Raw genomic sequence first — 17,078 nt, 5'->3', positions numbered from 1 at the left:
ATGGTGACGAAGATTATTCTCGACTGCGACCCCGGCCACGACGACGCAATTGCATTGCTGCTCGCGCATGGCAATCCCGACATCGAACTCGTCGCGGTGACGACAGTGGTCGGCAATCAAACCCTGGAGAAGGTCACCAGAAACGCGCTCTCCGTCGCACGCGTGGCCGGGATCACCGGCGTTCCCTTTGCCGCCGGCTGCCACCGCCCGCTGGTGCGCCAGATTGAGACCGCGCCGTCGATCCACGGCGAAAGCGGCCTCGACGGCCCGGTGCTGCCCGAACCGACCATCGAACTGGATGGCCGTCACGCCGTCGACCTGATCATCGAGACGATCATGGCGCACGAGCCAGGCGAGATCACTCTGGTGCCCACCGGCGGCTTGACGAACATCGCGATGGCTGCCCGCAAGGAGCCACGCATCGTCGAGCGCGTCAAAGAGGTCGTGTTGATGGGCGGCGGCTTTAACGTGGGCAACTGGTCGGCGACGGCCGAGTTCAACATCGTGATCGACCCGGAAGCGGCCCACATCGTTTTCAATGAGAAGTGGCCGTTGACGATGATCGGCCTCGACCTCACCCACCAGGCCTTGGCCACCCCCGACGTCGCCGAGCGCATCGCCGCGGTCGGCACCGGGCCGGCCAAGTTTGTCGGCGAGCTTCTGGAGTTCTTCGGTGAGACCTACAAGGATGCCCAGGGCTTCGACTCGCCGCCCGTGCACGACCCGTGTGCCGTGGCGTACGTGATCGACCCGAGTGTGATGACGGTGCGCAAGGCCCCGCTCGACGTGGAACTCACCGGAACCCTGACGCTCGGCATGACCGTCGCCGACTTCCGCTCCCCCGCGCCCGCCGACTGCACCACCCAGGTGGCGATCGATCTCGATCACGACAAGTTCTGGTCACTCATCGTCGATGCCTTGGAACGCATCGGCGACCCCGCGTAGAGAGGGGATCCTCGCGTCCGCCGAAGTTGACACCTGCGGTCGAGTTTCCCTGGTAGACCAGGGGAACTCGACCGGAACGCTCAAACTCGGCGGCGGAATTGGATCTCGAGAAACAGTGGATCTCGAGAAACAGTGGATCTCGAACTACAACAGACGGGCCCGGCCACAGAAGTAGCCGAGCCCGTCATTGATTGTGCAGTTAGGAAATACGCTCCGCGATCAGCGGACCACCGGTGAGGATGGGTTCGCCGGGGTCGCCGATCCGCCAGGCACCCGCCACAGCCTCAAGCGCCCGGGCGAAACGCTCGGGTTCATCGGCGCTGAGCGTGAACAATGGCATACCGGCCGTGACCGTGTCGCCTGGTTTCGCGTGCAGGTCGATTCCCGCAGCGTGCTGCACCGGATCCTGCTTGCGCGCACGACCCGCGCCGAGCCGCCAGGCACCGATCCCGAAGGGCAGCGCCTGCTGTTCGACGAGCACGCCATCGCGATCGGCGAATACCGTGTGGGTTTCCTTCGCGACGGGCAATGCCGCATCCGGATCTCCACCCTGCGCCCGGATCACGTCGCGCCACTTGTCCATCGCGCGGCCGTCTTTCAACGCCGCTGCCACGTCGACATCGACGATTCCGACCACGGCGAGCATCTCGGTGGCCAGTGCGACGGTGAGTTCGACGACGTCGGCGGGCCCGCCTCCAGCGAGCACCTCCACCGATTCGCGCACCTCGTTGGCGTTGCCGATCGCGAGTCCGAGCGGAACATTCATGTTGGTGAGAAGCGCCGTGGTCGCGACCCCGGCATCCGTGCCCAGCTCCACCATCGTGCGGGCGAGCTCCCGGGACTTCTCAATGTCTTTCAAGAAGGCGCCGGAGCCGAATTTCACGTCAAGCACCAGCGCGCTGGTTCCTTCGGCGATCTTCTTCGACATGATCGAGGATGCGATCAGCGGGATCGCCTCGACGGTTCCGGTGATGTCACGCAACGAATAGAGCTTGCCATCGGCCGGGGCCAACCCGCTGCCAGCCGCGCAGACCACGCCGCCGTGGTCACGCAACTGCGCGAACATTTCGTCGTTGCTCAGGTTCGCGCGCCAGCCGGGGATCGACTCGAGCTTGTCGAGCGTGCCACCGGTGTGACCGAGGCCGCGGCCGGAGAGCTGCGGGACCGCGGCGCCGAACACGGCCACCAGGGGCATCAGCGGAAGGGTGATCTTGTCGCCGACTCCGCCGGTTGAGTGCTTGTCGGTCGTCGGCTTGCCGAGCCCGGCGAAGCTCATCCGTTCGCCGCTGGCAATCATCGCCATCGTCAGATCGCGGATCTCGGTGCGGCTCATCCCGTTCAAGAAGATGGCCATGGTCATGGCAGCCATCTGCTCGTCGCCGACGTAGCCGCGGGTGAACGCGTCGACCAGCCAGTTGATCTGGGCCGTGCTCAATTCACCCCGATCACGCTTGGTGTGAATGAGATCGACGGCATCGAATGCCTCGATGCGGCGACCGGAGTCGGCTCCGCCGCTCATGAGGTCTCCCCGGCGTACTCGAGAAGTTGGCGGGGGCCGAACGCGTCGGGAAGCACCTCGTCGATGGTCTTCACTCCCGACACCGTCTGCAGCAGCATGCCCGGCGCCGAGTGCTCGTAGAGCAGCTGGCGGCAACGCCCGCACGGCATCAATGCGTTGCCGTGCCCGTCGACGCAGGCGAACGCGACGAGGCGCCCGCCACCGGTCAGGTGCAGCATCGAAACCAATGCGCACTCGGCGCAGAGGGTGAGTCCGTAGGACGCGTTCTCGACGTTGCATCCGGTGATCAGGCGACCGTCGTCGACGAACGCGGCGACGCCCACCGGGAAGTGGGAATACGGAACGTAGGCCTTAGCCATCGCCTCGAGCGCTGCACCGCGCAGCGCCTCCCAATTGACCTGTTCAGCCGCCGGGTTCGTTGACTCGGTCATTTGATGTACGGCTTTCCGTCGGCGGCCGGAGCCCTCGACTTGCCGACGAATCCTGCGACAGCGAGGATCGTCACGACGTACGGCAGCATGAGCATGAACTCGCTCGGCACCGGCGAACCGATGATGCTCAGCACGCTCTGCAAGTTTGTCGCGAATCCGAACAGGAGCGCCGCAAGCGTTGCCTTGATCGGATCCCACTGGCCGAAGATCACGGCGGCCAGGGCGATGAAGCCGGCGCCCGCCGTCATTTCTTTCGTGAAGGCTCCGACCGACCCGAGCGTGAAGTAGGCACCACCGAGGCCGGCAATGGCGCCGGCGAGTGAGACGTTCCAGAACCGGGTGACCCCGACCTTGATGCCGACGGTGTCTGCAGCCTGAGGGTGCTCGCCGACGGCCCGCACGCGCAGGCCCCACCGGGTTCGGTACAGCCCGAACCAGACTGCAGCGACGGTCACGTACATGATGTAGATGATGATGGTCTGCTGGAACAGCAGCGGGCCGATGATCGGGATCTCGCTGAGGATCGGGATCGGAAGCCGGTCGAAGCGCGGCGGGTTGTTCAGCATCTGCGGGTTCGCGGTCATCACCGTGGAGAACAGGAAGCTGGTGAGGCCGAGCACGAGCACGTTGAGCACCACGCCGACGATGATCTGGTCGACGAGATACTTGATCGCGAAGGCCGCCAGAACGAATGACACGAGCATGCCGGCGACCATCGCACCGAGCAGACCGAGGAACGGCGACCGGGTGATCGAGGCGATCATCGCCGAAACGAACGCACCGGCGAGCATCTGTCCTTCAATTGCGATGTTCACGACGCCGGATCGTTCGGAGATCACGCCGCCCATCGCACCGAAGATCAGTGGTGCGCTGAGCGCCACCGTTCCGAGCAGTAGCCCGTAAACGGGAATCGACGAACCGGCGCCTGCCCAGGTCAAGAAGGCGACGAGGAAGAGGAACCCGAACAGCGCGACGATCCAGAGCGAGACTTTGCGCCCACTGCGAGCGATGAAGAACGCCCATACGGTGAGTGCGGCCATCAGGATGGTCACGGCGATGCAGGTGGGCGTCGTGGGAAGACTGACGGGCGGGAGCTGAATCAGGTTGCTGTCTTCCGTGAAACGGAACGTACTGATTCCCGGGCGGGCAAGCACGACGAACAGCAGGAAGGAAAGCGCGGTGACGACGGCGAAGGTGACCGGAGTCTTCCAACTCTTGATCACTGCCTTTTCAAGCACGATCTTTGCGTCGGCCGGGGACGTGGCGTGGTGGATAACAGTCATCAGATTCCCTCAACCTTCAGCTTCGGCGCGATCGGTTTGTACACCCCGGGGGTGGGCAGGCGGAACACCGCGCGCACCAGCGGCGGTGCAGCAATGAACAGCACGATCATCGACTGAACGACAAGGACGATGTCGATCGGGATGCCATTCGCCGCCTGCATCGAGAAGCCGCCGGCCTTCAGCGCACCGAAGAGGAGGCCTGCCCAGAAGATGCCCCAGGGCCGCGATCGACCCAGAAGAGCGACCGTAATGGCGTCAAAGCCAATTCCGGCGTCAATTCCCGAGCTGAATCCGGTCGTGACGGTTCCGAGAATCTGCGAGACACCGGCCAGACCGACAAGGGCGCCGGAGATGACCATCGCCCAGACGAAAATGCTCTTGACGTTGATGCCCGCCACTCGGGCTGCGCTCGGGTTCTCGCCGACGGCCCGGAACTTGAAACCGAGGCTTGAGCGCGCGAGAATCCACCAGACCACGATGGTGGCGATGATCGCGAAGATGAAGCCGAGGTTCAAGGCATACTGATCGCCGAAGAGCTTGGGGAAGATTGCGGTGGCCTTCATCGCCGGAGACTTCGGGTTGTTCGATCCCGGAGCCTGCAGGGCACCAGGGGTGCGCAGGAGGTAGGAGATCAGATAGAACGCGACGTAGTTGAGCATGATGGTCGTGATGACCTCGTGCGCTCCGGTTCGTGCCTTCAGCAGACCGACGAGTCCGCCCCAGAGTGCGCCACCGATCATTCCACCGATCACGGCGACGATCATGTGCACGCCGTAGGGAAGGTCGAATGAGAATCCGATCCAGCCGGCAACACCGATGGCGATGAGCATCTGGCCGCGACCACCGATGTTGAACATACCGGCCCGGAAGCCAAGACCGATACCGAGACCGGCAATGATCAGCGGCGTGGCAAAGGCCAGCGTCTGGGTCAGCGGCCTGATCCCGTCGGCGAAGTCAGGGCGACGGAAGTTGTAGATCGAGCCTTGGAACAGCGATGAGTAGGCGCCGGAGACCGACTGCCAGACGGCGCTGAGTAGGTCGCCGGGACGGGAGAAGAAGTAGCCGGCGGTCGACTGAACCGCGGGATCCGTCACTGCGATCAGCAGCGCGCCGACGATCATTGCGAGAACGATCGACAGGAACGAAATCATGACGGAGCCGCCGAGGATCTCATTCATCGCGACTCGGCCGCGCGAGGGCGGTTCGACACCCGTCGGCGTCGAAGCTGTGGGCGGGCTTAGGGGCACATTCGGCGTGGAGGCCGGGGTGCCGACGGGATTCTGTGCGTCGCTCATGCTGCTGCTCCTGCTGCGGGCGGGGTTTCCCCGGCCATCATCAAACCAAGGGTGTCTCGGGACGTATCGCCCGGGACGATTCCGACGATCCCACCGCGATACATCACGGCGATCCGGTCGGCCAGTGCGGTCACCTCGTCGAGTTCCGTTGAAACCACGATGACGGGCACCCCCGCATCGCGTGCGGCGACGATCTGACCGTGCACGAACTCAATCGAGCCGACGTCGAGCCCGCGGGTGGGCTGGGCCGCGACAAACAGCTGCAACTCACGACTCAGCTCTCGTGCCAGGACGACCTTCTGCTGATTTCCGCCCGACAGTTTGCTCACCGCCGTGGTGATTCCCTGCGCGCGGATGTCGAACTCACCGAGTTTCTCCTGCGCGAACTCGTTCAAATAGCGCAACTGCAGGTTGCCGGCCTTCACGAACGGTGCGGCGTTTGAGCGATCGAGCATGAGGTTCTCTGCGATTGTGAAAGCACCGACCAGACCGTCCTCGTTGCGGTCCTCAGGAACGAAGCCGACACCGGATTCCAAGACTTTGTTCACGCTCAGTCTGGTCAGGCTCTTGCCGTTCAAGGAGATGTCGCCGGTAACCCGGTCTTGGAGGCCCATGATCGCCTCGGTGAGCTCGGTCTGGCCATTGCCCTGCACCCCGGCAATCGCGAGGATCTCACCGGCCTTCACGTCGAAGTTGACCTTGTTCACCACCAGCTGGCCGTGAGGGTCGATCACCGACAGGTCGGTGACGACCAGCGCCGGCGCGCCCGGATGTGCCGGGCTCTTGTCGATGACCAGGTCGACGGCGCGACCCACCATCAACGAGGCGAGTTCTTCGTTCGACGCGGTCGGCGATGCCTCACCGACAACCTTGCCCAGGCGGATTACGGTGATTCGGTCGGCAACCTCGCGCACCTCTCGGAGTTTGTGGGTGATGAAGACGATCGCTGTGCCCGCGGCCTTGAGCTGCTTCATGATGAGCATGAGCTCGTCGGTCTCTTGCGGGGTCAGCACGGCAGTCGGCTCATCGAAGACCAGCACCTTGGCGTTGTGCGACAAGGCCTTGATGATCTCGACGCGTTGCTGCACGCCAACCGGAAGGTCTTCGATGAGGGCGTCGGGATCGAGGTCGAAACCGAACTGGTCGGAGAGTTCGCGCACCCGCTTGCGGGTTGCCGCCATGTTGAGACGTCCGCCGAACGTGGTCTCCTCATTCCCGAGCATGACGTTCTCGGCGACGGTGAAGACCGGAATGAGCATGAAGTGCTGGTGCACCATGCCGATTCCCGCGGCCATGGCATCGCCTGGACCCTCGAAGTGTTGCACGGTGTCGTCGAGAAGAATCTCTCCTCCATCGGCCTGGTACAAGCCGTAGAGCACGTTCATCAGGGTGGATTTGCCTGCTCCGTTTTCACCGAGCAGACAGTGGATCTCACCCGGCTCGACGGTGAGGTCAATGTGGTCATTGGCAACGAGCGAACCGAATCGCTTCGTAATGCCGCGAAGTTCAAGCTTCATGGTCAGTAATCTACCTTCCGACAAGCGCAGCATCGCGTTGTCCAGGGGAACAGTTCAGCACAGTTCGGAGTGGTTCAGGGCAGTTCAGATCAAACGGTTAACGGTCACGGGGAGGCCAGCAAACTGAGCTGGCCTCCCCGATGCCTGATGCGAGTTGTTACTTCGGCGAAGAAGGCGACTCGACCTTGATCGTGCCGTCGATGATTCCTGCCTTGATGGCGTCCAGCTCGCCCTGAAGTGCCGGGTCGACCTTCGACTCGAAGTCGTGGAACGGAGCCAGGGCGACGCCCTCGTTCTTCAGCGTTCCAACGAACGGGGCGTTGTCGAACTTGCCCTCGGCCGCGGAGGTCGTCACTGCTTCGACGCCGGGCTTCATGCCCTTCATGATGGAAGTCAGGAACAGATCGGCGTTCTTCGTGTCGGTCTGGGTCTGGTCGGCGTCAACGCCGAGGAGCACGATGCCCTTTCCTGAGTCACGGATGGCTTCTGCCGCGCTCTGGTAGATCGGTCCACCGACCGGGAGAATAACGTCGGCGTTCTGGTCGATCAGGCCCTGAGCGTTCTGCTTGGCCGTGGTTCCGGCCTCGAATCCGCCGGTGAAGTTGCCATTCTGAGTGGCGACGTCCCAGCCGAGGACCTTGACGTCCTTGCCCTTCTGCTGGTTGTAGTAGGCAACACCGTCGGCGAAGCCGTCCATGAAGATGGTGACGGGCGGGATCGGCAGGCCGCCGAAGGTTCCGACGACACCGGTCTTGCTGTAGCTCGCTGCCGCGTAGCCACCCATGAAGGCGGCCTGAGCGGTGTCGAACACGATCGGCTTGACATTCGGCAGCGTGATCGAGTTGTCGTCGATGATCGCGAAGTTGACCTTGGGGTTCGCTGTCGCGGCTTCCTTCGTCGCTGCGGCCAGGTTGAACCCGACAGTCACGATCAAGTTGCAGCCCTGGTCCACCAGCTGGCTGATGTTCGGCGCGTAGTCGGAGTCAGAGTTGGACTGAACGTGGATCTCTTTGACACCGAGCGTCTTCGCTGCGGAGGTCAGGCCTTCCAGGCCGAGCTGGTTGAACGACTTGTCGTCGAATCCACCGGAGTCAGACACCATACAAGGAAGGAAGTCGCTGGCGACAGGAGCGCCGGACGACGAGCCGCCGGTGGTCGGCGCCTGGGCGCAACCGGCGAGGAGGGCAGCGACGCCCAAGGCGGCGAGACCGCCGAACACGGTCTTTCGGGTTGTGATTTTCAAGACGGACCTCCAAAAAGTGCGGCCCCGCACTGGGCCGGGGGCTGTGTTGCTACAGGCTACCGAACATTTCCCTGCTCAAACGAGCAAAGTGTCCCAGGCTGATAACGGTTACATCATTGATACATTCCCGCCACAAAGCCCCGGTCAGCGCGGAGAGCGCGCACCGTGGAAGAAAGTGCTTTTAGAGCACGTCGCTCGACCCGGAGAGCTTCAGCGCGTCGACGACGGCCTTCACCTTCTGGGCGTTCGCACTTGTCGTCACCAGCAACGCGTCAGGGGTGTCGACCACGACAATGTCTTCGACACCGATCAGGGCGATCACTCGCTTGGTATGACTGACGACGATGCCACTTGAGGAGTCGGACAGTACGCGTGCGCCCTCGCCGAGGATGGCCAGGTCGCGCTTGCGCCCGCCGGAGTGAATCTTGGCGATCGAGGCGAAGTCGCCGACGTCATCCCAGTCAAACTGGCCGGGAATCACGGCGAGTCGCCCGGCAGCAGCAGCGGGTTCGGCGACCGAGTAGTCGATGGCGATCTTCTTGAGGTTCGGCCAGATGCGGTCGACGACAGCGCCGCGCTCCGGGGTGTCCCAGGCGTCGGCGAGCGTGAGTAGACCGGCGAGGAGCTCTGGCTCGTTCGTGCCGATCTCTTCGAGGATCCGGTCGGCCCTGGCAATGAACATGCCGGCGTTCCACAGGTAGTCGCCGCTCGCGACGTACTGCTTGGCGGTCGCCAGGTCGGGTTTCTCAACGAAGGATGCGACGGAACGCGCCGTCGGGGCCCCCGCGATGTCGAGCGGCTCGGCCGACTTGATGTAGCCGAAACCGATCGACGGCTCAGAGGGCTGGATGCCGAGCGTCACGATGTAGCCGGCATCCGCTGCGGCAATCGCCTCACGAACTCCCTGACGGAACACTGCGGCGTTCTTGATGACGTGGTCAGCGGCAAACGCACCGATGATGACTCCGGGTTCGCGCTTCTGCAGGATTGCCGCCGCCAAGCCGATCGCTGCCGACGACTCGCGCGGCTCGCTCTCGAGTACGACATTGTGATCGGCCAGTTCCGGCAGCTGCGCCTCCACCGCCGCGCGGTGCGCCCGGCCGGTGACGACCATGATGCGCTGGTCGCCCGCAAGCGGCACCAGGCGGTCCCAGGTGTCGCGCAGAAGTGTCTGCCCCGAACCGGTCAGGTCGTGAAGAAACTTGGGGGCGTCGGCCCGAGACAGCGGCCACAGCCGGGATCCGATCCCGCCGGCGGGAATCACGCCATAGAAACGAGTCAGAGCATCAGTGGGGTGAGACATTCAGCCAGCCTAGCCGCCGCACAATGACCATCCGGGGAGCCCACCCCGGAGGGGTTGGCCGGGGTGCGACAGACGTCGCCCACCCGGCGCCATCGTTTCTTAGGTTCCCCTAACCGGAAAATGCATCGCGCCGGGAACTAGACTGGCTCCACGCGCTCAGAGAGCTGCAGGGCCCCCAATCGCGGGGTCACACCATTCAGCCAGGGAGGGTTGTTCATGCCACAGCAGACGGCAGGAACCCTGACATCTCAGCAAAAGACAACATCGCGTCGCCCAGCCGGCACCCTCTATCGGGGCCGTGAAGGAATGTGGTCGTGGGTTCTTCACCGCATCACCGGCGTCGCGATCTTCTTCTTCCTGCTGGTTCACATTCTCGACACCGCGCTGGTGCGCGTGAGTCCTGAGGCGTACAACGCGGTGATCAGCACGTACCAGACCCCGATCATGGGTCTCGGCGAAGTCGCCCTGGTCGGTGCGATCGTGTTCCACGCGTTCAACGGACTGCGCATCATCCTGATCGACTTCTGGAATGCCAAGTACTCGAAGATCATGTTCTACGTGGTCATCGCACTCTGGGCGGTCACGATGCTGGCATTCGTCCCCCGCCACCTGATCAACGTCTTCAGTCACTAGGAGGGGGAACAGAGATGTCAACCACCATTGAAACCCCCCGCAGCCCGTACTCCCGTGAGGCCCGCGCCAGCACCAAGCGCGGCGTCAACTGGGAGAAGTGGGGCTGGATCTACATGCGCGTCTCCGGCGTTCTGCTGGTCGTGCTGATCTTCGGTCACCTCTTCGTCAACCTCATGCTCGGCAAGGGCGTGCACGCCCTCGACTTCGCTTTCGTCGGCGGCAAGTGGTCGAGCCCGTTCTGGCAGGTCTGGGATGTGCTGATGCTCTGGCTCGCACTCATCCACGGTGGCAACGGAATGCGCACGATCGTCAACGACTACGCGGCGTCCCGTCTCACCCGCGGCATCTTCAAGGCAGCGATTCTCGCCGCCGTCGTTGTGCTGATCGTGATGGGCACCCTTGTTGTCTTCACCTTCGACCCCTGCCCGGCCGGCGCGCCCGCCGACCTTCTCCCCTCGTTCTGCTCGGCCAGCTAGGAGCTGCAAAAACCCATCATGACTACGGATGCCACTGTGACAGCGCCCTCGGAGTCCACCGTTATCGACGGCGTGCACTACCACAAGTTCGACATTGTGATCGTTGGAGCCGGAGGGGCAGGCATGCGTGCCGCCATCGAAGCCGGCCCCAACGCATCCACCGCTGTCATCTCCAAGCTCTACCCGACCCGTTCGCACACCGGTGCGGCGCAGGGCGGCATGGCGGCGGCTCTGGCCAACGTCGAAGAGGACAACTGGGAGTGGCACACGTTCGACACCGTCAAGGGTGGCGACTACCTGGTTGACCAGGATGCCGCTGAGATCCTGGCGAAGGAAGCCATCGACGCGGTCATCGACCTCGAGAACATGGGCCTGCCCTTCAACCGCACGCCTGAAGGCAAGATCGACCAGCGTCGCTTCGGCGGTCACACCCGTGACCACGGAAAGAGCCCGGTTCGCCGCGCCTGCTACGCCGCCGACCGCACCGGCCACATGATCCTGCAGACGTTGTACCAGAACTGCGTCAAGCGCGGTATCAACTTCTTCAACGAGTTCTACGTGCTCGACCTGATCATGACCAACGTCGACGGCGTCGACCAGCCGTCGGGTGTTGTCGCCTACGACCTGTCGAGTGGCGAGCTGCACGTCTTCCAGGCGAAGGCGATGATCTTCGCGACCGGCGGTTTCGGCAAGATCTTCAAGACCACCTCGAACGCGCACACCCTCACCGGTGACGGCGTCGGCATCATCTGGCGCAAGGGCCTGCCGCTGGAAGACATGGAGTTCTTCCAGTTCCACCCGACCGGACTGGCCGGACTCGGCATCCTCTTGACCGAGGGCGCTCGCGGTGAGGGCGCCATCCTGCGCAACGCGTCGGGTGAGCGATTCATGGAGCGCTACGCCCCGACCATCAAGGACCTCGCCCCGCGTGACATCGTTGCCCGGTGCATGGTCAAGGAGGTCGCGGAAGGCCGCGGCGCCGGTCCGCACAAGGACTACGTCTACCTCGACTGCACCCACCTGGGCGCCGAGGTTCTCGAAACCAAGCTCCCCGACATCACCGAGTTCGCCCGCACCTACCTGGGCGTCGACCCGGTCACCGAGATGGTCCCGGTCATGCCGACCGCTCACTACGCCATGGGCGGCATCCCCACCAACGTCAAGGCCGAAGTGCTGCGCGACAACACGACCGTCGTTCCGGGCCTCTACGCCGCCGGTGAATGCGCCTGCGTCTCGGTGCACGGCTCGAACCGTCTCGGCACCAACTCGCTGCTCGACATCAACGTGTTCGGCAAGCGCGCCGGCAACAACGCCGTCGAGTACGTCAAGACCGCCGAGTTCGTTCCGCTGCCCGAAGACCCCGCCGGCTTCGTGCGCGGTCTGCTCGAAGGCATCCGCACCTCGACCGGTACTGAGCGCATCGCAGTGATCCGCAAGGAACTGCAGGAGATGATGGACCAGAAGGCTCAGGTGTTCCGCACCGATGAGTCGCTCAGCGAAGTCACCCAGACCATTCACCTGCTGCGCGAGCGTTACAAGAACATCGGCGTGCAGGACAAGGGTCGCCGCTTCAACACCGACCTGCTCGAAGCCGTCGAACTCGGCTTCCTGCTCGACCTGGCCGAGGTTGTCGTCTTCTCCGCCCGCAACCGCAAGGAAAGCCGCGGCGGCCACATGCGCGACGACTATCCCGACCGCGACGACGCCAACTACATGAAGCACACGATGGCCTACCTGACCGGAGACCCGCACTCCGCGGATGCCGCCGATCACATTGCGCTGGACTGGAAGCCGGTCGTCATCACGCGCTACCAGCCGATGGAGAGGAAGTACTAACGATGAGCACTGCCACCATCGACACCCCGGTCGCCCCCGAGGTCATCGAGTCATTCACCGTCACCCTGATCGTGCGCCGCTTCAACCCCGAGGTTGACGACGAGCCGCACTGGCAGGACTTCGACGTCGAGATGTACCCGACCGACCGCATCCTCGACGCACTGCACAAGATCAAGTGGGAGCAGGACGGTTCGCTCAGCTTCCGCCGCTCCTGCGCGCACGGTGTCTGCGGTTCGGATGCGATGCGCATCAACGGCCGCAACCGCCTCGCCTGCAAGACCCTGATCAAGGACCTCGACATCACCAAGCCCGTCTACGTGGAGGCCATCAAGGGCCTGCCGCTGGAGAAGGACTTGATCGTCGACATGGAGCCCTTCTTCGAGTCGTTCAAGGAGGTGCAGCCGTTCCTCGTCTCCACCTCGAAGGCGAAGGATGGCAAGGAGCGTCTCCAGACCGTCGCCCAGCGTGAGCGGTTCGACGACACCACCAAGTGCATCCTGTGCGCGGCCTGCACGTCGAGCTGCCCGGTGTTCTGGACCGACGGCCAGTACTTCGGCCCGGCCGCCATCGTGAACGCCCACCGCTTCATCTTCGACTCGCGCGATGAGAATGCAGCAGTGCGCCTCGACATCCTGAACGACAAAGAGGGCGTGTGGCGTTGCCGCACCACTTTCAACTGTTCAGAGGCATGCCCGCGTGGCATCCAGGTGACGCAGGCCATCGCCGAGGTCAAGCAGGCGATTCTGCGCGGCAAGGCGTAACCGCTCCCGTAGCTCGCACGTCGTACATCCAACGCATCCGCTCACGATTTCGTGGGCGGATGCGTTTTTTGTGCTCAGCTTGCGGCCTTAGTCGACATCGTCGTGTCGGTGGCGATACATGATCACGACGAAGAGGGCGCCTAACACGACGATCCCTACCCCCAACGGAACCAACCACAGAACCGAGACTCCGCTCCCGGCCAAGTGCGGCTCCGGGGCGCTGCTCGCTGTGTGAACCTCGGCCGAACGCGCCGGAGGCGTGAGATGAGCAGTCGGCGTCATCGCCTCGGGTTGCAATGACGCCGACTGGCTATGGGGCGCGCAGTCGGCGAAGAAACCCGCCGGCAACACGAAGGGGGGCATCGAAGTGTCCGCGGGCGCGCAGAACTCGGAGGAGGCTGCGGGCGCACCGGAGAATGCCGCTGCCGAGGAGGCTGTGTGCTGACCCCAACCGAGCAGGGCAAGAAAAGCTATCGACGCGACAAAGCTGGGGATCGCCCGCGTCGGAGCGTGAACTCCTGAAACGCGGGATCGCCGCAGCGTCGATGAAATCATGTTCAAACCATCCACATTCGGGTTATGGATAGCCGGCTCGGTTCGGGTCAGCACGTGAATCCTTGCAGGGTCAGAACGCACGGTGCAAGAGGTGAGAGAGCCTCAGTTACTATTTGTGCCCCGGATTGGGGGCGTGTCGCTCTCTAGCGGGGCGTGCCGGGGCGTGGATCGACCGCCCAGGGCTCCGACGTCCAGGAGAGACTGTGCCCGCCCGGGCCTCTGTCAACGGGCGGTTGACGCTTCAGAACTGAGCGTCGCATCAGTCGAGTGCTCGCTGGCTAGGCTGATCCTGTGAAAGCGATCATTGACTGGGTGAACAAGATCATTGCCTGGGTGAACGGGCTGCGCCCGGTGCGCGTCTTCACGCATTTCGGGGTCAGCGGCGGCGGAATCCTGGCGGGCGGCATGTCCTACCAGTCGCTGTTCGCCGTTTTCGCGGCGATTTGGGTCGGCTTCTCGATCGCCGGCCTGTGGCTCGGCGACCATCCTGAACTCTTGAACGAGCTCTATGCACTGATCAACCAGTCGATCCCCAATCTGATCGGCCCGGATGGTGTCATTCAGCCCTCCACGCTCGACAGTGCCACCGTTCTCTCCTGGACCGGCGCCATCGCCCTCGTTGGATTGCTCTTCACCGTTCTCGGCTGGATGTCGACAACCGCTCGGGCGGTGCGCACCATCTTTCGGATGCCGCATTTGACGACGTTCTTTCTCTGGATCAAGCTGCGCGAGCTCGGCCTGGGTCTCTTCTTCGGGATTCTCCTGGTTCTCTCCGCAGTCATCTCCCTCGCAAGCACCGCGGCGCTCAGCTCCCTCTTCGGGTTGCTGGGCATCCCCCAGGATTCCTTTTGGTTCAATGCAGCAGCGCGCGGAGTCGGGCTGACCATCGTGCTCATCCTCGACACCCTCACCCTCGCCCTGCTCTTCCGGGTGCTCTCCGAGCTGTACATCCCGTTCGGCCGGCTGATCACCGGCTCGCTGCTCGGCGCCGGCGCGCTCGGCGTGATCAAGATTCTGGGCAGCGCCCTGCTCGGTGGGGCCGGGGCCAACCCGCTGCTCGCCGCCTTCGCGGTGATCGTCGGTCTGCTCATCTGGTTCAATCTGGTGAGCACCGTCATCTTGCTCGCCGCATCTTGGATCGCCGTCGGAATGAGCGACGCGGGATTGACCCCGCAGCAACACAGCGCGGCCGACCTGGCCCAAGAGAAGCAACAGCGCGAGGAGGAAGCGCTGCGGATCGCGGCAGAGGTGGAACTTCGACACGCGCGGGAAGCCCGGGATCGGGCACCCTGGTACCGCGTCTGGTCGAGCGATCGGCGCCTGCACGCCGCAGAGCAGCGGGTTTCCCGCACCAGTTCGCGGCAACGGCCCACGCAATAGACTTGGGCCATGCCGACAACTCTCCGCATTGCCTCGATCAACACGAATGGCGTGCGCGCCGCCTACCGCAAGGGAATGGGCGACTGGCTGGCCGGCCGCGACGTTGACATCCTGGCCATTCAGGAGGTTCGCGCGTCGACCGAAGACCTCGAGAAGCTGCTCGGACCCGAGTGGAGCATCCTGCACGACCCGGCGACGGCCAAGGGGCGCGCCGGCGTGGCACTCGCGAGCCGGTCCACGGCGACGATTCACCGGGTCGAACTCGGTGCCGACGATTTCGACAGCGCCGGGCGCTGGCTGGAGGCCGACTACGCCGTCGGCGAAAAGATCGTCACCGTGGTCAGCACCTACGTGCACTCCGGCGAGGTCGACACCCCCAAGCAGGTTGAGAAGTACAAGTTTCTTGACGCCATGGTCGAACGGATGCCGGCACTCGCTGCACACAATCCGCTCGCGGTCGTCCTCGGCGACCTGAACGTCGGCCACCGCAAGCTCGACATCAAGAACTGGCGCGGCAACGTCAAGCGCGCCGGCTTCTTGCCCGAGGAACGTGCCTACTTCGACCGCATCGTGGGCGCCGAAGACGACCCCGCGTACAACGACGGCGCCGGGCTCGGCTGGGTTGACGTCGGACGCAAGTGGGCCGGCGAGGTCGACGGCCCGTACACCTGGTGGTCCTGGCGCGGTCAGGCCTTCGACAACGACACGGGCTGGCGCATCGACTACCAGCTGGCCACTCCCGAGCTCGCAGCATCCGTCACGAACTATGCCGTCGATCGAGCCGCAGCCTACGACGAGCGATGGTCGGACCACACTCCTGTCGTCGTCGACTACGCCCTCTAACCCACATTTTTCGTCGCTCGCAGTGCGAGCGGCCGAGCACGAAAGAATCACAGATGACAAAGACCCGCTTGTACTCAGGCATGCAGCCCTCGGCCGAATCTCTGCAGATCGGCAACTACATCGGCGCGCTGCTCAACTGGAAGGCGCTGCAGCAGACGCATGACGCGTTCTTCTCGATCGTCGACCTGCACGCGATCACTGTCGCACAGGACCCGACACAGCTGCGCGAGAACACCCGCCGCACCGCCGCGCAGTACATCGCTGCCGGAATCGACCCGTCGGAGTCGACGCTCTACGTGCAGTCGCACGTTGCGGCACACGCGCAGCTGGCCTGGGTGCTGAACACCATCACCGGGTTCGGTGAAGCCGGCCGGATGACCCAGTTCAAGGACAAGTCGGCGCGCCACGGCCACGACGGCACCACGGTCGGCCTGTTCGCCTACCCGACGCTGATGGCCGCCGACATTCTGCTCTACGACGCCGAGATCGTGCCGGTCGGTGAGGATCAGCGTCAGCACATCGAGCTGACCCGCGACCTCGCGGCCCGGTTCAACGCCCGCTTCGGCGAGACGTTCGTGGTGCCGGGGGCCTCCATTCAGAAGGAGACCGCGAAGATCTACGATCTGCAGAACCCGACCGCGAAGATGTCGAAGTCGGCCGAGTCGCACGCAGGCATCATCTGGATGCTCGACGAGCCGTCGGTCACGGCGAAGAAGATCATGCGCGCGGTGACCGACGCCGACGGCGCGATCGTGTTCGACCGTGAGAACAAGCCGGGCGTCGCCAACCTGCTCACGATTTACTCGGTGATGGCTGACCGGTCGATCCAGTCGCTGGAAGACGAGTATGCGGGGCGCGGTTACGGCGACCTCAAGAAGGGCCTCGCCGAGGTCGTCACCGGCACGTTCGGTCCGATCCGCTCACGGGTGCTCGAACTGCTCGATGACCCTGCCGAACTCGACCGTCTGCTTGCCCAGAACGCGGACCGGGCGGCATCCGTCGCCGACGCCACGCTGGCCAAGGCCTACGACCGCGTCGGCTTATTGCAGCGGGTGTAG

General features: G+C 63.9%; 15 protein-coding genes. 8 read left to right on the top strand and 7 right to left on the bottom strand.

Annotation, left to right across the window (positions count from 1 at the left end; genetic code table 11):
* Positions 1-945 (top strand): uridine-preferring nucleoside hydrolase UriH, encoded by a 945-nt coding sequence (gene uriH / locus AC1DCF_RS13805; protein ID WP_477211502.1) that lies wholly within the window; start codon positions 1-3, stop codon positions 943-945.
* 199 nt (positions 946-1,144) lie between these two features.
* Here uriH and AC1DCF_RS13800 read toward each other — a convergent pair whose 3' ends face one another.
* The 7 genes from AC1DCF_RS13800 to AC1DCF_RS13770 all read right to left on the bottom strand — a co-directional run bounded on the left by AC1DCF_RS13800 (position 1,145) and on the right by AC1DCF_RS13770 (position 9,536).
* Positions 1,145-2,464 carry a thymidine phosphorylase gene (locus AC1DCF_RS13800; RefSeq protein WP_477211501.1) on the bottom strand — a complete coding sequence of 440 codons (1,320 nt, stop codon included), beginning with the start codon at positions 2,462-2,464 and terminating at the stop codon, positions 1,145-1,147.
* Positions 2,461-2,895: a cytidine deaminase gene (locus tag AC1DCF_RS13795; RefSeq protein WP_477211500.1), complete on the bottom strand. Its 435-nt coding sequence runs from the start codon at positions 2,893-2,895 to the stop codon at positions 2,461-2,463. The genes AC1DCF_RS13800 and AC1DCF_RS13795 overlap by 4 nt, the downstream gene beginning before the upstream one ends.
* Positions 2,892-4,178 carry an ABC transporter permease gene (locus AC1DCF_RS13790; RefSeq protein WP_477211499.1) on the bottom strand — a complete coding sequence of 429 codons (1,287 nt, stop codon included), beginning with the start codon at positions 4,176-4,178 and terminating at the stop codon, positions 2,892-2,894. The genes AC1DCF_RS13795 and AC1DCF_RS13790 overlap by 4 nt, the downstream gene beginning before the upstream one ends.
* Positions 4,178-5,473 (bottom strand): ABC transporter permease, encoded by a 1,296-nt coding sequence (locus AC1DCF_RS13785; protein ID WP_477211498.1) that lies wholly within the window; start codon positions 5,471-5,473, stop codon positions 4,178-4,180. The genes AC1DCF_RS13790 and AC1DCF_RS13785 overlap by 1 nt, the downstream gene beginning before the upstream one ends.
* Positions 5,470-6,990: an ABC transporter ATP-binding protein gene (locus tag AC1DCF_RS13780; RefSeq protein ID WP_477211497.1), complete on the bottom strand. Its 1,521-nt coding sequence runs from the start codon at positions 6,988-6,990 to the stop codon at positions 5,470-5,472. The genes AC1DCF_RS13785 and AC1DCF_RS13780 overlap by 4 nt, the downstream gene beginning before the upstream one ends.
* Before the next feature lie 157 nt (positions 6,991-7,147).
* A complete protein-coding gene (locus AC1DCF_RS13775; protein ID WP_477211496.1) occupies positions 7,148-8,233 on the bottom strand; it encodes a BMP family lipoprotein in 1,086 nt (361 codons plus the stop codon).
* Between the two features lie 181 nt (positions 8,234-8,414).
* A complete protein-coding gene (locus tag AC1DCF_RS13770; RefSeq protein ID WP_441791768.1) occupies positions 8,415-9,536 on the bottom strand; it encodes a mannose-1-phosphate guanylyltransferase in 1,122 nt (373 codons plus the stop codon).
* A gap of 216 nt (positions 9,537-9,752) precedes the next feature.
* Between AC1DCF_RS13770 and sdhC the strand changes: the two genes are divergently transcribed.
* The 7 genes from sdhC (at position 9,753) to trpS (ending at position 17,078) form a co-directional block, all read left to right on the top strand.
* On the top strand, positions 9,753-10,169 hold the full coding sequence (gene sdhC / locus AC1DCF_RS13765) for a succinate dehydrogenase, cytochrome b556 subunit (protein WP_477211495.1): 417 nt from the start codon (positions 9,753-9,755) through the stop codon (positions 10,167-10,169).
* A 14-nt stretch (positions 10,170-10,183) separates the two neighbouring features.
* Positions 10,184-10,645 carry a succinate dehydrogenase hydrophobic membrane anchor subunit gene (locus AC1DCF_RS13760; RefSeq protein ID WP_477211494.1) on the top strand — a complete coding sequence of 154 codons (462 nt, stop codon included), beginning with the start codon at positions 10,184-10,186 and terminating at the stop codon, positions 10,643-10,645.
* Positions 10,646-10,663: 18 nt separating this feature from the next.
* The gene (sdhA, locus tag AC1DCF_RS13755) at positions 10,664-12,481 is read left to right on the top strand and encodes a succinate dehydrogenase flavoprotein subunit (RefSeq protein WP_441791765.1); all 1,818 of its coding nucleotides are present in this window, start codon (positions 10,664-10,666) and stop codon (positions 12,479-12,481) included.
* A 2-nt stretch (positions 12,482-12,483) separates the two neighbouring features.
* On the top strand, positions 12,484-13,242 hold the full coding sequence (locus AC1DCF_RS13750; RefSeq protein ID WP_441791764.1) for a succinate dehydrogenase iron-sulfur subunit: 759 nt from the start codon (positions 12,484-12,486) through the stop codon (positions 13,240-13,242).
* 846 nt (positions 13,243-14,088) lie between these two features.
* Positions 14,089-15,177 (top strand): YihY/virulence factor BrkB family protein, encoded by a 1,089-nt coding sequence (locus AC1DCF_RS13745; RefSeq protein ID WP_477211493.1) that lies wholly within the window; start codon positions 14,089-14,091, stop codon positions 15,175-15,177.
* Between the two features lie 9 nt (positions 15,178-15,186).
* Positions 15,187-16,020 (top strand): exodeoxyribonuclease III, encoded by an 834-nt coding sequence (locus tag AC1DCF_RS13740; protein WP_477211492.1) that lies wholly within the window; start codon positions 15,187-15,189, stop codon positions 16,018-16,020.
* A gap of 53 nt (positions 16,021-16,073) precedes the next feature.
* Positions 16,074-17,078: a tryptophan--tRNA ligase gene (trpS, locus tag AC1DCF_RS13735; RefSeq protein ID WP_477211491.1), complete on the top strand. Its 1,005-nt coding sequence runs from the start codon at positions 16,074-16,076 to the stop codon at positions 17,076-17,078.

Source organism: Leifsonia sp. 10L418 (assembly GCF_056395445.1).
The sequence above is the reverse complement of the archived record's forward strand: the minus strand, read 5'-3'. Positions and strand labels throughout refer to the sequence as shown.

What these genes read in the sequence shown, in the direction of transcription:
- uriH (WP_477211502.1), top strand. Translation starts at nt 1, where the DNA reads ATGGTGACGAAGATTATTCTCGACTGCGACCCCGGCCACGACGACGCA.
- AC1DCF_RS13800 (WP_477211501.1), bottom strand. Translation starts at nt 2,464, where the DNA reads ATGAGCGGCGGAGCCGACTCCGGTCGCCGCATCGAGGCATTCGATGCC.
- AC1DCF_RS13795 (WP_477211500.1), bottom strand. Translation starts at nt 2,895, where the DNA reads ATGACCGAGTCAACGAACCCGGCGGCTGAACAGGTCAATTGGGAGGCG.
- AC1DCF_RS13790 (WP_477211499.1), bottom strand. Translation starts at nt 4,178, where the DNA reads ATGACTGTTATCCACCACGCCACGTCCCCGGCCGACGCAAAGATCGTG.
- AC1DCF_RS13785 (WP_477211498.1), bottom strand. Translation starts at nt 5,473, where the DNA reads ATGAGCGACGCACAGAATCCCGTCGGCACCCCGGCCTCCACGCCGAAT.
- AC1DCF_RS13780 (WP_477211497.1), bottom strand. Translation starts at nt 6,990, where the DNA reads ATGAAGCTTGAACTTCGCGGCATTACGAAGCGATTCGGTTCGCTCGTT.
- AC1DCF_RS13770 (WP_441791768.1), bottom strand. Translation starts at nt 9,536, where the DNA reads ATGTCTCACCCCACTGATGCTCTGACTCGTTTCTATGGCGTGATTCCC.
- sdhC (WP_477211495.1), top strand. Translation starts at nt 9,753, where the DNA reads ATGCCACAGCAGACGGCAGGAACCCTGACATCTCAGCAAAAGACAACA.
- AC1DCF_RS13760 (WP_477211494.1), top strand. Translation starts at nt 10,184, where the DNA reads ATGTCAACCACCATTGAAACCCCCCGCAGCCCGTACTCCCGTGAGGCC.
- sdhA (WP_441791765.1), top strand. Translation starts at nt 10,664, where the DNA reads ATGACTACGGATGCCACTGTGACAGCGCCCTCGGAGTCCACCGTTATC.
- AC1DCF_RS13750 (WP_441791764.1), top strand. Translation starts at nt 12,484, where the DNA reads ATGAGCACTGCCACCATCGACACCCCGGTCGCCCCCGAGGTCATCGAG.
- AC1DCF_RS13740 (WP_477211492.1), top strand. Translation starts at nt 15,187, where the DNA reads ATGCCGACAACTCTCCGCATTGCCTCGATCAACACGAATGGCGTGCGC.
- trpS (WP_477211491.1), top strand. Translation starts at nt 16,074, where the DNA reads ATGACAAAGACCCGCTTGTACTCAGGCATGCAGCCCTCGGCCGAATCT.